Source organism: Paenibacillus sp. J22P169, from assembly GCF_059691995.1.
The window spans coordinates 1,502,321-1,516,140 of sequence record NZ_JCAUAO010000001.1; the positions used below are offsets into that span (position 1 = coordinate 1,502,321).

The 13,820-nt window shown below is 44.1% G+C and carries 20 protein-coding genes; 5 read left to right on the top strand and 15 right to left on the bottom strand.

Features of this window, described 5'->3' with window-relative positions:
• Nucleotides 1-112: 112 nt before the first annotated feature.
• A complete protein-coding gene (locus AC58QG_RS07050; RefSeq protein WP_497361381.1) occupies nucleotides 113-367 on the top strand; it encodes a YpbS family protein in 255 nt (84 codons plus the stop codon).
• Between the two features lie 14 nt (nucleotides 368-381).
• Entirely contained in the window at nucleotides 382-546 is a 165-nt protein-coding gene (locus AC58QG_RS07055; protein ID WP_477592817.1) for a hypothetical protein, read from the top strand.
• Between the two features lie 64 nt (nucleotides 547-610).
• Here AC58QG_RS07055 and AC58QG_RS07060 read toward each other — a convergent pair whose 3' ends face one another.
• Genes AC58QG_RS07060 through AC58QG_RS07070 form a run of 3 tightly spaced genes read right to left on the bottom strand, consistent with a single transcriptional unit; the run spans nucleotide 611 to nucleotide 1,865 of the window.
• Nucleotides 611-1,246 carry an NUDIX hydrolase gene (locus AC58QG_RS07060; protein WP_497361382.1) on the bottom strand — a complete coding sequence of 212 codons (636 nt, stop codon included), beginning with the start codon at nucleotides 1,244-1,246 and terminating at the stop codon, nucleotides 611-613.
• 40 nt (nucleotides 1,247-1,286) lie between these two features.
• Entirely contained in the window at nucleotides 1,287-1,541 is a 255-nt protein-coding gene (locus tag AC58QG_RS07065; protein ID WP_497361383.1) for a DUF2164 domain-containing protein, read from the bottom strand.
• A gap of 12 nt (nucleotides 1,542-1,553) precedes the next feature.
• A complete protein-coding gene (locus AC58QG_RS07070; protein WP_497361384.1) occupies nucleotides 1,554-1,865 on the bottom strand; it encodes a Dabb family protein in 312 nt (103 codons plus the stop codon).
• Nucleotides 1,866-2,034: 169 nt separating this feature from the next.
• On the opposite strand from AC58QG_RS07070, the gene AC58QG_RS07075 reads away from it, so the two are divergent.
• The 3 genes from AC58QG_RS07075 to AC58QG_RS07085 all read left to right on the top strand — a co-directional run bounded on the left by AC58QG_RS07075 (nucleotide 2,035) and on the right by AC58QG_RS07085 (nucleotide 3,801).
• Complete coding sequence (locus AC58QG_RS07075; protein WP_497361385.1) at nucleotides 2,035-2,211, top strand: hypothetical protein; 177 nt, start codon at nucleotides 2,035-2,037, stop codon at nucleotides 2,209-2,211.
• Between the two features lie 162 nt (nucleotides 2,212-2,373).
• On the top strand, nucleotides 2,374-3,354 hold the full coding sequence (locus AC58QG_RS07080) for a YpdA family putative bacillithiol disulfide reductase (protein WP_497361386.1): 981 nt from the start codon (nucleotides 2,374-2,376) through the stop codon (nucleotides 3,352-3,354).
• 141 nt (nucleotides 3,355-3,495) lie between these two features.
• A complete protein-coding gene (locus AC58QG_RS07085) occupies nucleotides 3,496-3,801 on the top strand; it encodes a hypothetical protein (RefSeq protein WP_497361388.1) in 306 nt (101 codons plus the stop codon).
• 64 nt (nucleotides 3,802-3,865) lie between these two features.
• On the opposite strand, the gene AC58QG_RS07090 is transcribed toward AC58QG_RS07085, so the two are convergent.
• From AC58QG_RS07090 to AC58QG_RS07145, 12 genes are all read right to left on the bottom strand, one after another.
• Nucleotides 3,866-4,426, bottom strand: a complete 561-nt coding sequence (locus AC58QG_RS07090) for a DNA-3-methyladenine glycosylase I (RefSeq protein WP_497361389.1) — start codon at nucleotides 4,424-4,426, stop codon at nucleotides 3,866-3,868.
• Between the two features lie 93 nt (nucleotides 4,427-4,519).
• Complete coding sequence (locus AC58QG_RS07095) at nucleotides 4,520-5,308, bottom strand: TatD family hydrolase (protein WP_497361390.1); 789 nt, start codon at nucleotides 5,306-5,308, stop codon at nucleotides 4,520-4,522.
• Nucleotides 5,295-6,071 carry an ABC transporter ATP-binding protein gene (locus AC58QG_RS07100; RefSeq protein ID WP_497361391.1) on the bottom strand — a complete coding sequence of 259 codons (777 nt, stop codon included), beginning with the start codon at nucleotides 6,069-6,071 and terminating at the stop codon, nucleotides 5,295-5,297. Before AC58QG_RS07100 ends, AC58QG_RS07095 begins: the two co-directional genes overlap by 14 nt.
• Before the next feature lie 19 nt (nucleotides 6,072-6,090).
• Nucleotides 6,091-6,855, bottom strand: coding sequence for an ABC transporter permease (locus tag AC58QG_RS07105; RefSeq protein WP_497361392.1), 765 nt, complete (start codon nucleotides 6,853-6,855; stop codon nucleotides 6,091-6,093).
• The gene (locus AC58QG_RS07110; protein WP_056621187.1) at nucleotides 6,855-7,145 is read right to left on the bottom strand and encodes a thiamine-binding protein; all 291 of its coding nucleotides are present in this window, start codon (nucleotides 7,143-7,145) and stop codon (nucleotides 6,855-6,857) included. Before AC58QG_RS07110 ends, AC58QG_RS07105 begins: the two co-directional genes overlap by 1 nt.
• A gap of 30 nt (nucleotides 7,146-7,175) precedes the next feature.
• Nucleotides 7,176-8,192, bottom strand: a complete 1,017-nt coding sequence (locus AC58QG_RS07115; protein WP_497361393.1) for an ABC transporter substrate-binding protein — start codon at nucleotides 8,190-8,192, stop codon at nucleotides 7,176-7,178.
• A gap of 293 nt (nucleotides 8,193-8,485) precedes the next feature.
• Complete coding sequence (locus tag AC58QG_RS07120) at nucleotides 8,486-8,893, bottom strand: VOC family protein (RefSeq protein ID WP_497361394.1); 408 nt, start codon at nucleotides 8,891-8,893, stop codon at nucleotides 8,486-8,488.
• A 13-nt stretch (nucleotides 8,894-8,906) separates the two neighbouring features.
• Nucleotides 8,907-9,758 carry a patatin-like phospholipase family protein gene (locus AC58QG_RS07125; RefSeq protein ID WP_497361395.1) on the bottom strand — a complete coding sequence of 284 codons (852 nt, stop codon included), beginning with the start codon at nucleotides 9,756-9,758 and terminating at the stop codon, nucleotides 8,907-8,909.
• 268 nt (nucleotides 9,759-10,026) lie between these two features.
• A complete protein-coding gene (locus AC58QG_RS07130) occupies nucleotides 10,027-10,167 on the bottom strand; it encodes a hypothetical protein (RefSeq protein WP_497361396.1) in 141 nt (46 codons plus the stop codon).
• Nucleotides 10,168-10,248: 81 nt separating this feature from the next.
• A complete protein-coding gene (locus tag AC58QG_RS07135; RefSeq protein WP_497361397.1) occupies nucleotides 10,249-11,814 on the bottom strand; it encodes a DUF3369 domain-containing protein in 1,566 nt (521 codons plus the stop codon).
• Complete coding sequence (locus AC58QG_RS07140; protein WP_497361398.1) at nucleotides 11,811-13,346, bottom strand: sensor histidine kinase; 1,536 nt, start codon at nucleotides 13,344-13,346, stop codon at nucleotides 11,811-11,813. The genes AC58QG_RS07135 and AC58QG_RS07140 overlap by 4 nt, the downstream gene beginning before the upstream one ends.
• Nucleotides 13,347-13,354: 8 nt before the next feature.
• A complete protein-coding gene (locus tag AC58QG_RS07145) occupies nucleotides 13,355-13,735 on the bottom strand; it encodes a hypothetical protein (protein ID WP_497361399.1) in 381 nt (126 codons plus the stop codon).
• Nucleotides 13,736-13,820: the final 85 nt, after the last annotated feature.

Consider the following 13,820-nt stretch of genomic DNA (forward strand, 5'->3'; position numbering starts at 1 on the left):
AATGATGGAATGATCACGATTTGTTCATCTGTTTTCTGTTTGGAAACCTGTTCCTTCGCTTTTCAATCGTGTATACTAGAAGACAATCTAGTCACTAAAGGAGAAGTTTAACATGAATGTACATGAAGCGATTTCCAAACATTCGAATGCACAGCATCTGCATCTCGTTCGATTTGCTGAGCTTGATGCGCAGCGAGAGCACGCCATTGACGCGGCTGTCGATTTGTGCAAACGCGGGCTGCCTTTTAACGTTGATGCGATCAACGCCATTACGGCCCAAATTATCGCCCATGCCCAAAAAGGTATTTCTCCACTCCGTTCCCTTGTAACTGAGGATATGGTCCGTGATTACGTAAACAAAGGGTAAGGAGATACATTTCCATGGGTGTACTAACTTTTATTTCAATGCTTATCATGGGATCCGCCTTCAGTGCTGGATTCTTGCTATTGTTTAAGCAAAAAATCGCATGGGGAATCACCTGCATTGGTCTCTCCATCGTGTGTTACATCGCATATGTGTACATTGCGAATGCTTATTTCGTTTAAAAAAGCTTCGCACTGCAAGAACCGAACAGTTCATCTGATTCGGTTCTTTTTCATTTACACGTCCTCATTTCCAACCTTGTTCCTCCAACTTCTGAAAAAGAAGTTCGAAATATGCCGCAGGATGAGGAACCACTGCGTTCAGCGAAATCGGCCATTCTAGATCTACGTATTCGCCGTTCACTCCCCTTTTAAAACCACTTGCTGCAATTTCTAACCGTTCACCGCTAATAAGTAGTTTAAAATCAGAAATGGTCACCGCAAATAGTCCGCTCACCTCATCTGGTTGCAGTACGTAGCTTTTCAACGCTTGATCGCAGCGATAGATGAATACATGGCAGAACTCACGATCCATAAGCTTGTCCGAAATCAGATCATCCTCCGCAAATACACCACAGGGGATTAAGTTCTCAAATGCGACGGTGAGTCCTAACTCTTCCTCCAGCTCCCGGGTCCCCTCTTCGACGGTTTCACCAGCAGCAAGATGTCCTGCACAAGAGATATCCAATAGATCTGGGAACAAATCTTTGTCAGGATGCCTTAACTGAAGCAGAAGCTTCGGCTCGTTCTCTTCCAAGCTGACAATCCAGCATTGGAAGGTCTGATGCCATAGCCCCTTGGCATGAACCTCAGAGCGAGGCGCCACGCCAAGCCAATTCTTTTTCGAATCAAACACATCAAAAAGCTCTTCCGACTTCTTCATTACACGTTCCCACTCCAATCAGGTTGTAACACTAAGGTGCCTATCTACGCGTTAGCTTCGTAACTTTCATCGCGTAAAGATCATCCTCTAGCACGGCCATCCGGTCTCTTACACCTTTTAGTGCGTCCTCGATGGCTTGATTATAAATCGGTGCCGCTAGCTGCTGAAGCATATAATCAATCAATTGCTCTGCTGCAATTTGACCAACCGTCACACCCAGCTCTATATCCAAGTGCTCCTGCAAATCGCTGATAAGCGCGTCTTTTTCTTCTTTGGGTAATTTTAAAACTTTCATAGGTACGCTCTCCTATTTCTCGAATACTTGAAAATCGATTTCTTGGAAAGAGCTCACTTCTTTTAACCAACGCTCAGCTACATATTGGGTATGTACAGGGTGAATATTATAGGCGTCATAAGCAGCTTGATTGGCAAAAACCATCGAAAACCCGTAGTCATAATCCGCTTTCGGGCTCACTTGACGGAGTACTTCAAATTGCTCAACACCAGGTATTGTCATCAACTCATCTGCACTGATCTTCAGGAAGTGCTCCGCGTTCAAGTTATCTTTACCAGTATGAAGCTTGAAAACCACCATATGTTTAATACTTGTCGCATTCATCTGAATTTCTCTCCTCTCCATGTCATCTTCGCTTATTATAGCGGATTTTGTTGTCAGGAACTATAAGGTCTCATCTTACTACCTCTTCATGCCTAAAAAGGGAATAAAATCCTTCTCGAAAGCGCATATTAACGAAGTACTGTAAATCAGAAGAGAAGGAAGTGCTCCAATGGAAAACAAGAAACATGAAGGCAACTATACGGGAACAGCGAATATGAATGCGGAGAATCAAGATATGGCTTTCGTTAATGATACGTTGGAAAACGCGCCAAGCACGAGTTCCATCAACCTGGCCAAGGACGATATTAGTGAAGACAATGAAGAAAATCAGCTGAACCAAAAATAGTCGGTTTCATACATATAGAGCAGTCATCTCGTTCCTTCCTAGGAGCCGGTGGCTGCTCTATTTTCGTTATTTTGACTTATTTACTGAGGTAATCGAACTTGGCATCTCCTACCGTGTGCGCTACTATAGACTAAGGAAAATGGATATGAGGAGGTTGTTACTTTGGAACAAGTGATCGTTATTGGTGCAGGACCTTGCGGGTTATCGGCAGCCGTTGCCTTAGAGCGCGCAGGTTTGTCACCTTTACTTATAGAGAAAAGCTGTATTGTGAATGCCATTTATTTATATCCTACATATTTGCAATTTTTCAGCACACCAGAGCTGCTTGAGATTGGCGGCTACTCATTTACAACTCCGCATGAGAAACCTTACCGTCAAGAGGCCTTGGTTTACTATCGTGAAGTCGCTCGCCGAGAAAAGCTGCGTATTCGTTCTTATGAGGAAGCGGTTCAAATTGAACAGGTTGAAGCTGGATTTAGGGTTCATACTTCCGATCAATTTGGCAACAAAGCCACTTACGATACGCTTAAGGTCGTTGTTGCTACAGGCTACTTCGATCATCCGAATATGCTGGGTATTCCTGGAGAGGAGCTTCCGAAAACGACTCACTATTACAAGGAAGCACATCCTTATGCTGGAGCCAAAGTCGCGATCATCGGCGGCAACAACTCAGCTGTCGATGCTGCCATGGATTTACTCCGAGTTGGTGCTGACGTGACTGTAGTCTATCGAGGGAAAGATTTCTCCGCCAATATTAAACCGTGGGTTCGTCCGTTATTTGAAAGTATGGTGAAAAAAGGGCGCATCCAAATGTGGTTCGACGCTCAGGTAGAACGAATTGACGAACAAGCTGTTCTCGTGCGAAAAGGAAGCGAACACGTCACTCTGGAGAATGACTTCGTTCTTGCCTTAACCGGCTTTCGGCCGGATCGGTTCCTGCTTACGGATATTGGTGTCCAGTTTCATGAAGAAACGAACGCCCCTTTGGTCAATCCTGATACGATGGAAACGAACATTCCCGGCTTATATGTGGCAGGTGTAGTCGCTTCTTCCAAATATGATGCAAACGAGATCTTCATCGAAACAGGCCGATTGCACGGACTTTCCATTACCAAACATATTGTTTCTGGCCAGAGCCACTAATCCTAGCGATTGGTGGTTCTTTCTTTTGTTAAATCTATGAAAATATTTCCTTTTTTCAAAGATTCCTCTTCCATTACGAACACTTGTTTGCTATAATGAAAACAAGAACAAATGTTCCAATTAGATGAGGAGGTTGTTAACATGATGAACCACAGTCACAATTTCCGTTTTATCGAGAGAGATTATTGGTACCAGAAGGCATTGTGTGACACTGACCATCTTCTGCCTGAACAGATCGATGCCTTGCTTGACGAAGCTCACTCCTATTATGCCGACTACACATTCAAGTTCTATGACGATGGGTCGGTGACAATCATAGATAACGACACGAACAACCGCATTAAACCTAAAGAACTTACAGGTGCTGTCTATGATTTCTACATCCGCAAGCGGATTTATATGATCAAAGCCAATTTAATTGAGAAACAACTCCAACATGCCAATTGAAGCACAATAAGGCCATCTGATTCGGACAATTCGTCCTTCAGATGGCCTTATGTTTACCTACACGCTATTCGTTATGATAACGGAAACAAGTTTGTGTGTGATCATTCACCATACCGACAGCCTGCATATAGGCATAACAAATCGTTGATCCCACGAATTTGAATCCACGCTTCTTTAAATCCTTACTCATACGATCAGAAATGACCGTTTTGGCAGGTAATTGACGACTGTCTTCCCATTGATTCTTAATCGGTTCTCCGCCTACGAAGCTCCAGATGTACGAATCGAACGTACCAAACTCTTGTTGTACCTTCAGAAAAGCCTTAGCATTTTGAACAACGGAAGCAATTTTCAAGCGATTGCGCACAATGCCAGGATTTTGGAGTAAATCCTGCAGCTGCGCTTCATCGTAGTTCACGATGACATGCGGATCAAACCCATCGAACGCTTCCCTGTAGTTGTCTCGCTTCTTCAAAATCGTATACCAGCTTAAACCAGCTTGAGCGCCTTCCAAATTCAGCATCTCAAACAAGACGCGATCATCATGTACGGGAACTCCCCACTCATGGTCATGGTAATCTTGATATAAAGGGTCTTCGTTGACCCAACCGCATCGGTTTGTCATGTTATTCTTTCACCTCATCCGAATATCGAACATGTGTTCTATTTCATTATAAAGCGAAGGCGAACACTTGTCCAGTTGGATTTCGTGAAGACCTCAAGACAACTGATAGAAACGGTGAGTGTTTTGAAATAGAACCTCTGCTGTTTCTGGCACAGCTTTTCCCTTTAACTCAGCAATTTGCTCAATGACGGCGTGAATCATACGGGGATGCGTTTCTGCACCTGCGAATGGCCCCTCAAACGGCCATGGCCCATCTGTTTCAACCATCATAAGCTCTAAAGGATAATCGCGAACAAGCTTGCGAATTTCTTCCTCATAGAGAACATCAGGTGTAATCGAAATCGAATAACCAGCCTCAATCATACGTTCAACCGTTTCTTCTGATCCCTTGAACCAATGGAAATGCGCCCTCTTAAGCTCATATTTCGCTAGCAGGTCACATGCGATCTCGGCATCTTCATATACCGCATGAAGCACAACAGGCTTGTCCCACTCGGCAGCAAGCCGCAAGAAACGCTCCAGCAGTTGAATATAGGGCGCTAAGTCAAACGCTTGGCCCGCTGCTTCCACTTCTTGTCGCGTGTAATAAGGCAGCCCAATTTCGCCAACCGCGATCATTTCACTTGCGTGCTCATTCATCCAACCAATTAATGCCTCCAACTGCGTTTCTGTGGGCAATTCCTGCTCTGGATGAAACCCATAAGCCGCAAATATGCGATCCTGGGCTAGTCGTTGCAATTGCTTCGTCGCTTTGCAGGAATCCAGATGTCTGGATACCGCGATCAATGCCTGCACCTGTGAAGCTTCCAAATCCGCAATAATCGCCTTTGCCGACGCTTCCGAATACAGATCAAGATGAATATGCGCATCAATGGCCAGCATAACTAGTTTTCTCCCGTCGCAATAGTCCTTGAATATGTTGTCTTAATGCTAGAAACGTTGGATCCTGTTGCACATCTTCACGTCGAGGTCTTGCAAATGGCACCTTCAGCTCTTCCAAGATCACAGCTGGCTTATTAGACAATACATAGATACGATCGGAAAGGAAGAGCGCTTCCTCAATACTATGTGTGACAAATAAGATGGATCGTTTGTTTTGCTCCCATATGTTAATCAACCACGCCTGCATATCCAGCCGCGTTAAGGCATCTAACGAGCCGAAAGGCTCATCTAAGCACATAAGCTCTTGTGGACTTAATAAGGCTCGTAGAAATGAAACCCGCTGCTGCATCCCGCCCGAAAGCACATGTGGGAGCTCTCTTTCATAACCGCCTAAGCCGACTTTGGGCAGCCATTCTCTCGCTTTGGCGATTGCCGTGTTGCGTGTCGCTCCTGCCACTTCGTTCCCAAGCGCCACATTTTCCTCAATGGAGCGCCACGGAAATAGAGCAGGTTGCTGCGGCATGTAGGAAATTAGCCCCTTTTTTCCTGTCACCTTCTCGCCATCCAGCCATACATCTCCAGCTGTCGGCTGAACGAGTCCGCCAATGATATGGAATAAGGTACTCTTACCACTGCCAGAGGGTCCGATAATGGAAACAAACTCCCCTTGCTCGACATGTAGATGAATATCTGCAAGTACGGAAACATTGCTTTTTTTACCTGTGAACGCATGGTGGATTCCTGTAAGCTTCAATTTACTCATAATGACTGCCCCTCCTCTCCTACGAACGTTTGACGTTCCAACGAATGACGAGCTTCTCAAGCCCTGCAATCAGCCAGAAAAAGAGTAAACTCAGGATCACAATGATCCCGATGGCAACAAACTCGCGATCTGCTCGAAATGCTGATTTTTGTAAGATCATATAATAGCCTAACCCTACATTTCCGCCTAGCCATTCAGCGATTACAGCGCCCATGACACTGTAGGTGGCTGATATTTTGAGTCCTGTAAACAGAAATGGCAGTGCATGAGGCAACTCTAATTTATAGAAAATTTGGCGTTTCGATGCACCAATCATTTGCATGTAGTTGTACATGCTGCGATCCGTCTGCATAAAGCCATCTAACGTGGACATCGTCACAGGGAAGAAACAAACAAGTGAAATCAGTATAAGTTTAGGTAAAAGGCCAAATCCAAATAAAATAATTAATAGCGGACCCAGTGCAATGACCGGGATATTTTGAGATAGGATAAGCAGCGGATAGAAACCCGCTTTAACGAATGGCAGCCTATGTAATACGCTAGCTACAAGCACACCCCCAAGAGCTCCCACACTAAAGCCAATGCACATCAAACGAACGGTAGCCCACATATGCATCCACACACGCGGCATATCTGTGGTACCGTCTCGCCATATTTTGAGCGGACTAGGAAGCAGCCAATCTGCAGTGCCTCCCCAGGTAACGGCAACCTGCCAAATAAACAACAGAAGGATGACTACCACAAGTGGCGGCCATCCTGCTTTGATCCAGCGATGGATGTTCATTATCTGTATTTCTCCGTTAGCTTGTCCATCGAGGCTCCCGACGGATTAAAGTAAATTTTCACCTGAGAAATGACGTTCGGGCTGCCCATGTCAATCATGGCCGTATTCATATCTTGGATAATCAACAAGAGTTGATCAAGTTCGCCTTCCATCGTCGTCTCCAGTGGGGATACGAAATATTTAACACCTGACTTCGCGATCACTTCAATCGCTCGGTCAACATAAGGAATGACGTCTTCGCCATTCACCGTTTTCGGAATAATTTGAATGCTGACAAGTGCATTAGCCATTATGAAATCCTCCTCTTTTCGAGCACGGAATTATTTCTTACTGTCAGGTAAAAATGTATTCGTAAATGCCGCGTCCACATCTAGCTTTTTCTCCAAAAGCTTGTGGTCCAGCATCCATGCAGCGTAATTTTCCCACACGGATTTCTTTTGCTCACCCCAACGTGCAGCATCGTCCTGATAGCGAGGGCTTAACCATTTTTGACTGGCAACAACTAGCTTAGGATCTAGATCAGGAACAGCTTTTAGCAAGATATTAGCCGCATCTTCCGGCTTCGATATGGCGAATTGATACCCTTTGGACGCTGCGGCAACGAAAGCTTTCACGATTTCCGGCTTCGATGAGATCATCTTCTCATTTGTCGCCAAAACCGGCGTATAGTAATCCAGTTTATCCGAATATTTGTTCAAATAAATCATGTTGAGCGGCTCACCACGTAGTTCTGCATCTACGCCCGTCCAAGCGTAATAAATCCAAGCAAAATCGATATCGCGTTTGACCGCTGTAAAATAGTCGGCATCACCGATATTGAGCATTTTCACCTTCGACGGATCTGCTTTCTCTGCTTGCATTAATGAATCAATCATCGCACTTTCAGCAGGGGCTCCCCAACCGCCGTACGATTTGTTCTCGAAATCTTTCGGTGTTTTGATATTCTTCGCAACCGGTGAAGCAAAGCCAGATGTATTATGTTGAATAACTGCTGCAATCGAGACTAACGGCACACCTTGAATACGGCCTTGCGTAATGCTTTCTTGATAGCTCACACCAAACTCTGCAGCGCCAGAAGCGATCATCGTATCTGCTCCGCCTTCACCTGGTGAAATAATCTGAACGTTCAGACCCTCTTGTTCAAAAAAACCTTGATCCTTTGCAACATACAAGCCTGTGTGATTTGTGTTCGGCGTCCAGTCTAGGACAACTTTCACATCGGTTAACTTTTTGGCTCCCTCTGTCGGTTGTCCCGATTTTCCTGTGTCGTTGCCGCAGCCTGCCATTAAGACTGTAAAACTAACGAGTACAAGCGGTGCTATTTTGTTCCATTTCATACTCTTCTTTCCCCTCTCCGCGTCTCTTGTTGCAACCATAAGAAAAAGCCCCCGATATTATCCGGGAGCGCCACGTGTAGAAAATGATATGTCCAAACGATATGACCGATGGATGTGCATTTATATGAGTTCTCTACGCTGGCATTACCCAGATCAGATAAACGGTTAGTGACAAAGACGGTCACAATCTCAGCCTGACTTCTCAAGCTCCCGTGGGTTCTTATTTGGTTAGTTTCTACCATACCGCATGTTTCGACAAAATGCAAACCTATACCTCACAAATGATCTCGAAGCTATCTGACAAGACTTAACTGCCAAGTTACGCCGAAGCGATCGCCTACCCAACCGAATCTTTCGCTAAAAGGGTAAGCATCTAAGCCCATATAGACTTTGCCGTCTTGCGATAACGATTCAAAGACACGATTAATTTCCTCGACCGTATCGCAAGTTACAAACAAGGATATCGAAGGTGTAAAGGTAAAAGCGTGCTTAACCGGACTGTCACTACACATAATTTGTTGCCCATGAATAGAGAAGGTCGCTTTCACAACACTTCCTTCAGGTCCAGGTCCTTCGGGACCATAGCGCTGAATACTAACGATCTCCGATTGATCAAATAGCGAGGTATAGAAATTCATTGCTTCCTCGGCCTTACCTTCAAACATTAAAAATGGCTTAACCTTTTGCTTCCCTTCGCTCACTACTTACAACCTCCTAGTGGATTAACCAATCTTTTAACTGCTGCCCTAGCTTCTTCGCATCTTCATAGCCAAGCTCATGTAATTTCTCCAGCTTGCGCGGGTCCTTCTCCATCCTTCCAACTTCCACTTTGGTTGATGGTCGTATGATGAACGCACTTCCATCTGCTTCCATGCGTTCAATCGTTTCTAACGTATTATTGTAAATCTCGCTTCGATTCACAAGCACATCCACTAAACCGTTATATTTGGGATAGAAGCTCTTCGCCAACCAGCGCTGCTTGAACGGACGTTTGCGGTAACCAAGCTCCTTAGTCAATACAATAATATGTTTTTTATTGCCGTCGGCAACCGATTTCTGAACGGGGATCGGATCGACCAATCCGCCATCAAATAAGGTTCTGCCTTCATAATGAATGGGTGTAGCTACAAATGGCAACGAACTAGAAGCTTGCACGATTGGCATCGTTTGCTGCTGCAGCTCATGCTTCGTGAAATAAATCGGCTCCCCTGTATGCGCATCTGTTGTGCCAATCGCAAACTGCTGTGAAGAGGCATAAAACGTGTCATAATCAAATGGCACTAGCCGGTTCGGCAGCTCATTAAAGATAAAATCCATACCAAATATGCTTTTGCTGCGCAATAAATTGCGATAGCTTAAATAACGGTGATCCGCGATATAGCCAATCGTTACTTTCTTATTACGACCAGGTTGTTTAGAAATATATGAAACGGCATTGCATGCCCCTGCTGAAACACCCACCACATAGGGGAAATATAAATCCTGCTCCATAAAGTATTCCAAGACTCCTGCGGTGTATACCCCTCGCATACCTCCGCCTTCCAGTACGAGTCCAATTCCTTCCATGGTGACACCTTCTTTCTGTCTGTCTCAAGCCCCTTTCTAGCATACAGGAATTGTAAATTAAAAGAAACGGGCTTCTTTCTTCGAAAATGAGACAAAGATGAAGATTTCCTTCTACTTTCTAAGACAAATTAGGGGAAATCCCAGTTCAACCGTATTTTTGCCGAAATTTAACGTGTACGTCAACTTTCCAGACCTTAATTCCTTGTATGTTCCTATAATTGCCAAAAACCCCTGTTCCTAAGAACAAGGGTTAGCCCGCATGAAAGAATTAAGATTTGTTCTTACTAATGTTATTTAAGCTTGGCGGAAATTCAGCCGCTTTTTGACTCTTTAGTGTCTGCGCCTCTTCCGTGAAATGCGCGGCATTTTGTTGATTATTTTTCTTATCAGGTCGATTACCTTTTGGCATTCCTTTCACCTCCATCATCTCAACCGTAGTATGAGAAGGTGATCCTTATCTTATGCCAGTCAGCTGAATTTCTTAAGGTGATTAACGATTTTCTTTATACATTTCTTTAATGGCGATAAATTCGTCCAGGTTACTTAGAAATAGATCAACAATAACAGGGTCAAAATGCTTTCCTCGTTCTAACTTCAATAAATCCAACACGCGATCTAATTCCCAAGCCTTCTTATATACACGATCGCTGCATAGTGCATCAAAAACATCAGCTAAAGCTGTAATGCGACCATACAGATGAATGTTTTCCCCACTTAATCCTTGTGGATAACCTGACCCATCGAATCGTTCATGATGCTGATGTGCAATAATCGCCGCGGCATGCAGCACTTTCTTATTCGAATGCTTGAGCATTTCATAGCCTAAATGAGAATGAGTTTTCATGATTTCAAATTCTTCGGTAGTTAATGAGCCCGGTTTATTAAGAATGGCATCTGGTATTCCCACTTTGCCTACATCATGCATAGGCGTTGCTAATCGAATGATTTCGGCTTCTTGCTCAGACAAGCCATACTTCAGTGCTAGTAAGCGCGAATATTCAGCGACTCTTTTCACATGATGACCGGTTTCCTGAGAGCGCGTCTCCGTGATCTCACCCATCGTATATATGATTTCCTGCTGCGTGCTCTCAAGCTCGTTATTCAGATAAATATTCTCGAAAGCAACTGACACGTTCGCGCAATAAATATCAACGAGGTAATGCTCCCATTCGCTAAGGGCATTAAACCCATTCATATAAATCACGTTTTCCATTCCCATCTTGCTCTGGAAATAGATGACGAATCGATCCGCAGCAAAGCTGCTCTTGCGGGTTTGAAAGGCCAGCTCAATTTCTTCAAGAACCTCCACAGGAACCACATCACGGGCTCTAGCATCTTGGTTCGCTGCATAATCTCCACTGGCTGCGAGAATATAAATATCCTCAATACCCTTCGTCACGGCGAAGCTGCAATGTATGGCATTCTTATGTAAATTAACAATGGAGGTCATTTGAGTCAGCACGCCAGATGCAAACTTCTTCATGGATTGTAACTCAAATAAAGTGGCCGATGACTTAATGATTTCCTCCAAGCCGATTCTGCTTTTCTCAATCGTTTTGATATCACGAAAAGAGCGAAGCGCTGTGACTACTGTGGTAAACAACTTCTGCGATGTCAGCTCTGTCTTTTCTTTATAATCATTGATGTCATAATCCATAATGACCGTTCGCTCTGGCGCTTGACCCGGCTGGCCTGTCCGCAAAATAATGCGTACGGCTTGATTGTTTAATTCTTCACGAATATATTTAACAATCTGCAAACCAGCGTCCTCGTATTCCATAACAACGTCTAACAATACAAGGGCCGTTTGCGGATGCTCTCTCAATAGTCGTTTGGCTTCCAACGCTGAGAATGCGCTATGAAACTCCAACTTCCTGCCTGCAAATTCAAAATCATGCAAGACCATTTTCGTTACTTGATGTATTTGCTTCTCGTCATCCACAATAAGTACAATCCACGGGTCTTGTTCCACAGTTCTTAGATGCGCTATTTCACCGTCTTCCTCTGCAGCAAAAAGAAGCTCATCCTGATCGACAGACTCCACTTCCTTTGTCATATCTCAGCTTCCTCCTCTTTGGGGATTGTAATCGTAAATAAGCTGCCTCGCCCCCGTACGCTTGAACAATGAATCGTTCCTTTTAAGGATTCTTTTACGAGATTATAAACGATATTCATTCCTAAACCTGTCCCACCTTGTCCGCGGCTTGTGGTGAAGAAAGGATCAAAAATATGATCCAGCACGTCCTCCGTCATTCCTTTGCCATCATCGGAGTAGGCAAGCAGAATATGATCGGGATAATCGAAAACACGGATACACAAGTTACCTTCATCCTCTGCATCGTAAGCATGATTCAGGGAATTCATGACTAAATTCGTAATGATTTGAGAAAGTGCACCTGGATACGTGTACAACTGAAGTCGATCATCGCAGATGACATCCAAATGAATATGTGTTTTCTTAAGTACTGGCTTCAAGCTTGCACTAATACCCTCTACATATTCTTTGAAAAGGAAGGTTCGCTTCATTTCCACACTTTGATCTACAGAAATTTGCTTAAAGCTTTTCACTAAAGAAGAAGCACGCTCCAAATTGGACTGCACCATCACATTCGTCTCATGGGCTATGGAAAGAAATTGCTCTAAATCGGATTTCTTCATCTTCCCTGATTCATACAACGATTGAAATTGCTTCGTTTTCTGATCCAAGTAACTTATGGCTGTTACACCAATGCCGATCGGCGTGTTGATTTCATGCGACACACCGGCAACTAAATTGCCTAGGGCTCCCATTTTCTCCGAATGAACCAGCTGATCTTGTGTAACCTGCAAGGTAGTCAGCGCCTGCTGCAGCTCCTGATAACGTTCGTCCAAATTACTTACCATATCATTGAAAGCTTCTGAAACCTCGGCAATTTCCGGTGATGCCTTGAATTGCAATTTGGGCAGTTCTCCACCCTGTTTAACGATGACAGCTGCCTCGCGTAACAAGCTTAATGGTCGAATAACAATGACACGAAGAATGAGCCACAATAACGCTGAGAGAATAACTGCGATGCAAAGTCCTACGATCAATATGAGCTTCGTTCTTTGTTTGAGCAGCAACTCTTCTTCCGAGGAGTCGAAAATAACCTCTACCGCTCCGACAACAGCGCCATCCTCCTGCAGAGGTGCGGTTAATCGTACGATTGGTTTATCACTCTCCGCCATCGGGATACGGTCTACGATCGTTCTGTCTTGGTTCGGAATCACGACTTTCGTTGCATTCAGAATCGTTCCTACTTCGCTTCGATCCGATGCGGCTAAGACTTTCCCTTGTTTATCATATAGCTTCATATCCAAGACTCGATTATTCTTGTACTGAATGTAATCGAAAATCTGCTGGATATCTGTAATGGACCTCGATTCTTCATACCGTCCGTTAATCGCAATCGTCATGCCGCTAATTTGGCTTACATACGCTTCACGGATCGATTGATTTAGACTGATGGTGTCAAACACCATCATCGTTGAAATCATGCCCGCCGTAACAGCTGTGACGAGGAAAACAATACGTTTCTGCAAGCTAAGTTTCTTTTGACGAGAAGACATCGACACACCTACTTCACATCGAACGTGACTGTTTTACTAACGTCGTATGGCGTGTGGTCGTTATTATGTAAAGAGACCTTCACTTCATGCGGCCCTTTGCTTAAATGATCCAATACCTTTTGCTTCGTTGTGACAACGATCTTCTCACCTTTGTCTAACGATATATGAACATGACCTTCACCTTGCACACGTTGTTGATCATAATGTTCCTTCGATAACTTCAGATCAGTTGTCAGATCCAAGGTTACGGTATCGTCTTTAACAACATATGAGACCTCTAACGTAGGTGTAAAAGTACTCGTTTTAGACGTTGTCGCTTTGGTTGTACTACAACCGGAAATTACGATTGTTAATGCCGCTAACATATAAAAGCTCTTTATTTTATTCATTTGTCATCCCCCATGAAGATGTTTTTTTGTCTAAACATGCCAAAAAAACTATCCTCTCTAGCTTAAGAATAATCAGTTAATTTGT

What these genes read in the sequence shown, in the direction of transcription:
- AC58QG_RS07060 (WP_497361382.1), bottom strand. Translation starts at nt 1,246, where the DNA reads ATGAAGAAGTCGGAAGAGCTTTTTGATGTGTTTGATTCGAAAAAGAAT.
- AC58QG_RS07130 (WP_497361396.1), bottom strand. Translation starts at nt 10,167, where the DNA reads ATGCCAAAAGGTAATCGACCTGATAAGAAAAATAATCAACAAAATGCC.
- AC58QG_RS07070 (WP_497361384.1), bottom strand. Translation starts at nt 1,865, where the DNA reads ATGAATGCGACAAGTATTAAACATATGGTGGTTTTCAAGCTTCATACT.
- AC58QG_RS07100 (WP_497361391.1), bottom strand. Translation starts at nt 6,071, where the DNA reads ATGAGTAAATTGAAGCTTACAGGAATCCACCATGCGTTCACAGGTAAA.
- AC58QG_RS07135 (WP_497361397.1), bottom strand. Translation starts at nt 11,814, where the DNA reads ATGACAAAGGAAGTGGAGTCTGTCGATCAGGATGAGCTTCTTTTTGCT.
- AC58QG_RS07065 (WP_497361383.1), bottom strand. Translation starts at nt 1,541, where the DNA reads ATGAAAGTTTTAAAATTACCCAAAGAAGAAAAAGACGCGCTTATCAGC.
- AC58QG_RS07095 (WP_497361390.1), bottom strand. Translation starts at nt 5,308, where the DNA reads ATGCTGGCCATTGATGCGCATATTCATCTTGATCTGTATTCGGAAGCG.
- AC58QG_RS07115 (WP_497361393.1), bottom strand. Translation starts at nt 8,192, where the DNA reads ATGAAATGGAACAAAATAGCACCGCTTGTACTCGTTAGTTTTACAGTC.
- AC58QG_RS07110 (WP_056621187.1), bottom strand. Translation starts at nt 7,145, where the DNA reads ATGGCTAATGCACTTGTCAGCATTCAAATTATTCCGAAAACGGTGAAT.
- AC58QG_RS07090 (WP_497361389.1), bottom strand. Translation starts at nt 4,426, where the DNA reads ATGACAAACCGATGCGGTTGGGTCAACGAAGACCCTTTATATCAAGAT.
- AC58QG_RS07075 (WP_497361385.1), top strand. Translation starts at nt 2,035, where the DNA reads ATGGAAAACAAGAAACATGAAGGCAACTATACGGGAACAGCGAATATG.
- AC58QG_RS07085 (WP_497361388.1), top strand. Translation starts at nt 3,496, where the DNA reads ATGATGAACCACAGTCACAATTTCCGTTTTATCGAGAGAGATTATTGG.
- AC58QG_RS07145 (WP_497361399.1), bottom strand. Translation starts at nt 13,735, where the DNA reads ATGAATAAAATAAAGAGCTTTTATATGTTAGCGGCATTAACAATCGTA.
- AC58QG_RS07055 (WP_477592817.1), top strand. Translation starts at nt 382, where the DNA reads ATGGGTGTACTAACTTTTATTTCAATGCTTATCATGGGATCCGCCTTC.
- AC58QG_RS07105 (WP_497361392.1), bottom strand. Translation starts at nt 6,855, where the DNA reads ATGAACATCCATCGCTGGATCAAAGCAGGATGGCCGCCACTTGTGGTA.
- AC58QG_RS07125 (WP_497361395.1), bottom strand. Translation starts at nt 9,758, where the DNA reads ATGGAAGGAATTGGACTCGTACTGGAAGGCGGAGGTATGCGAGGGGTA.
- AC58QG_RS07140 (WP_497361398.1), bottom strand. Translation starts at nt 13,346, where the DNA reads ATGTCTTCTCGTCAAAAGAAACTTAGCTTGCAGAAACGTATTGTTTTC.
- AC58QG_RS07050 (WP_497361381.1), top strand. Translation starts at nt 113, where the DNA reads ATGAATGTACATGAAGCGATTTCCAAACATTCGAATGCACAGCATCTG.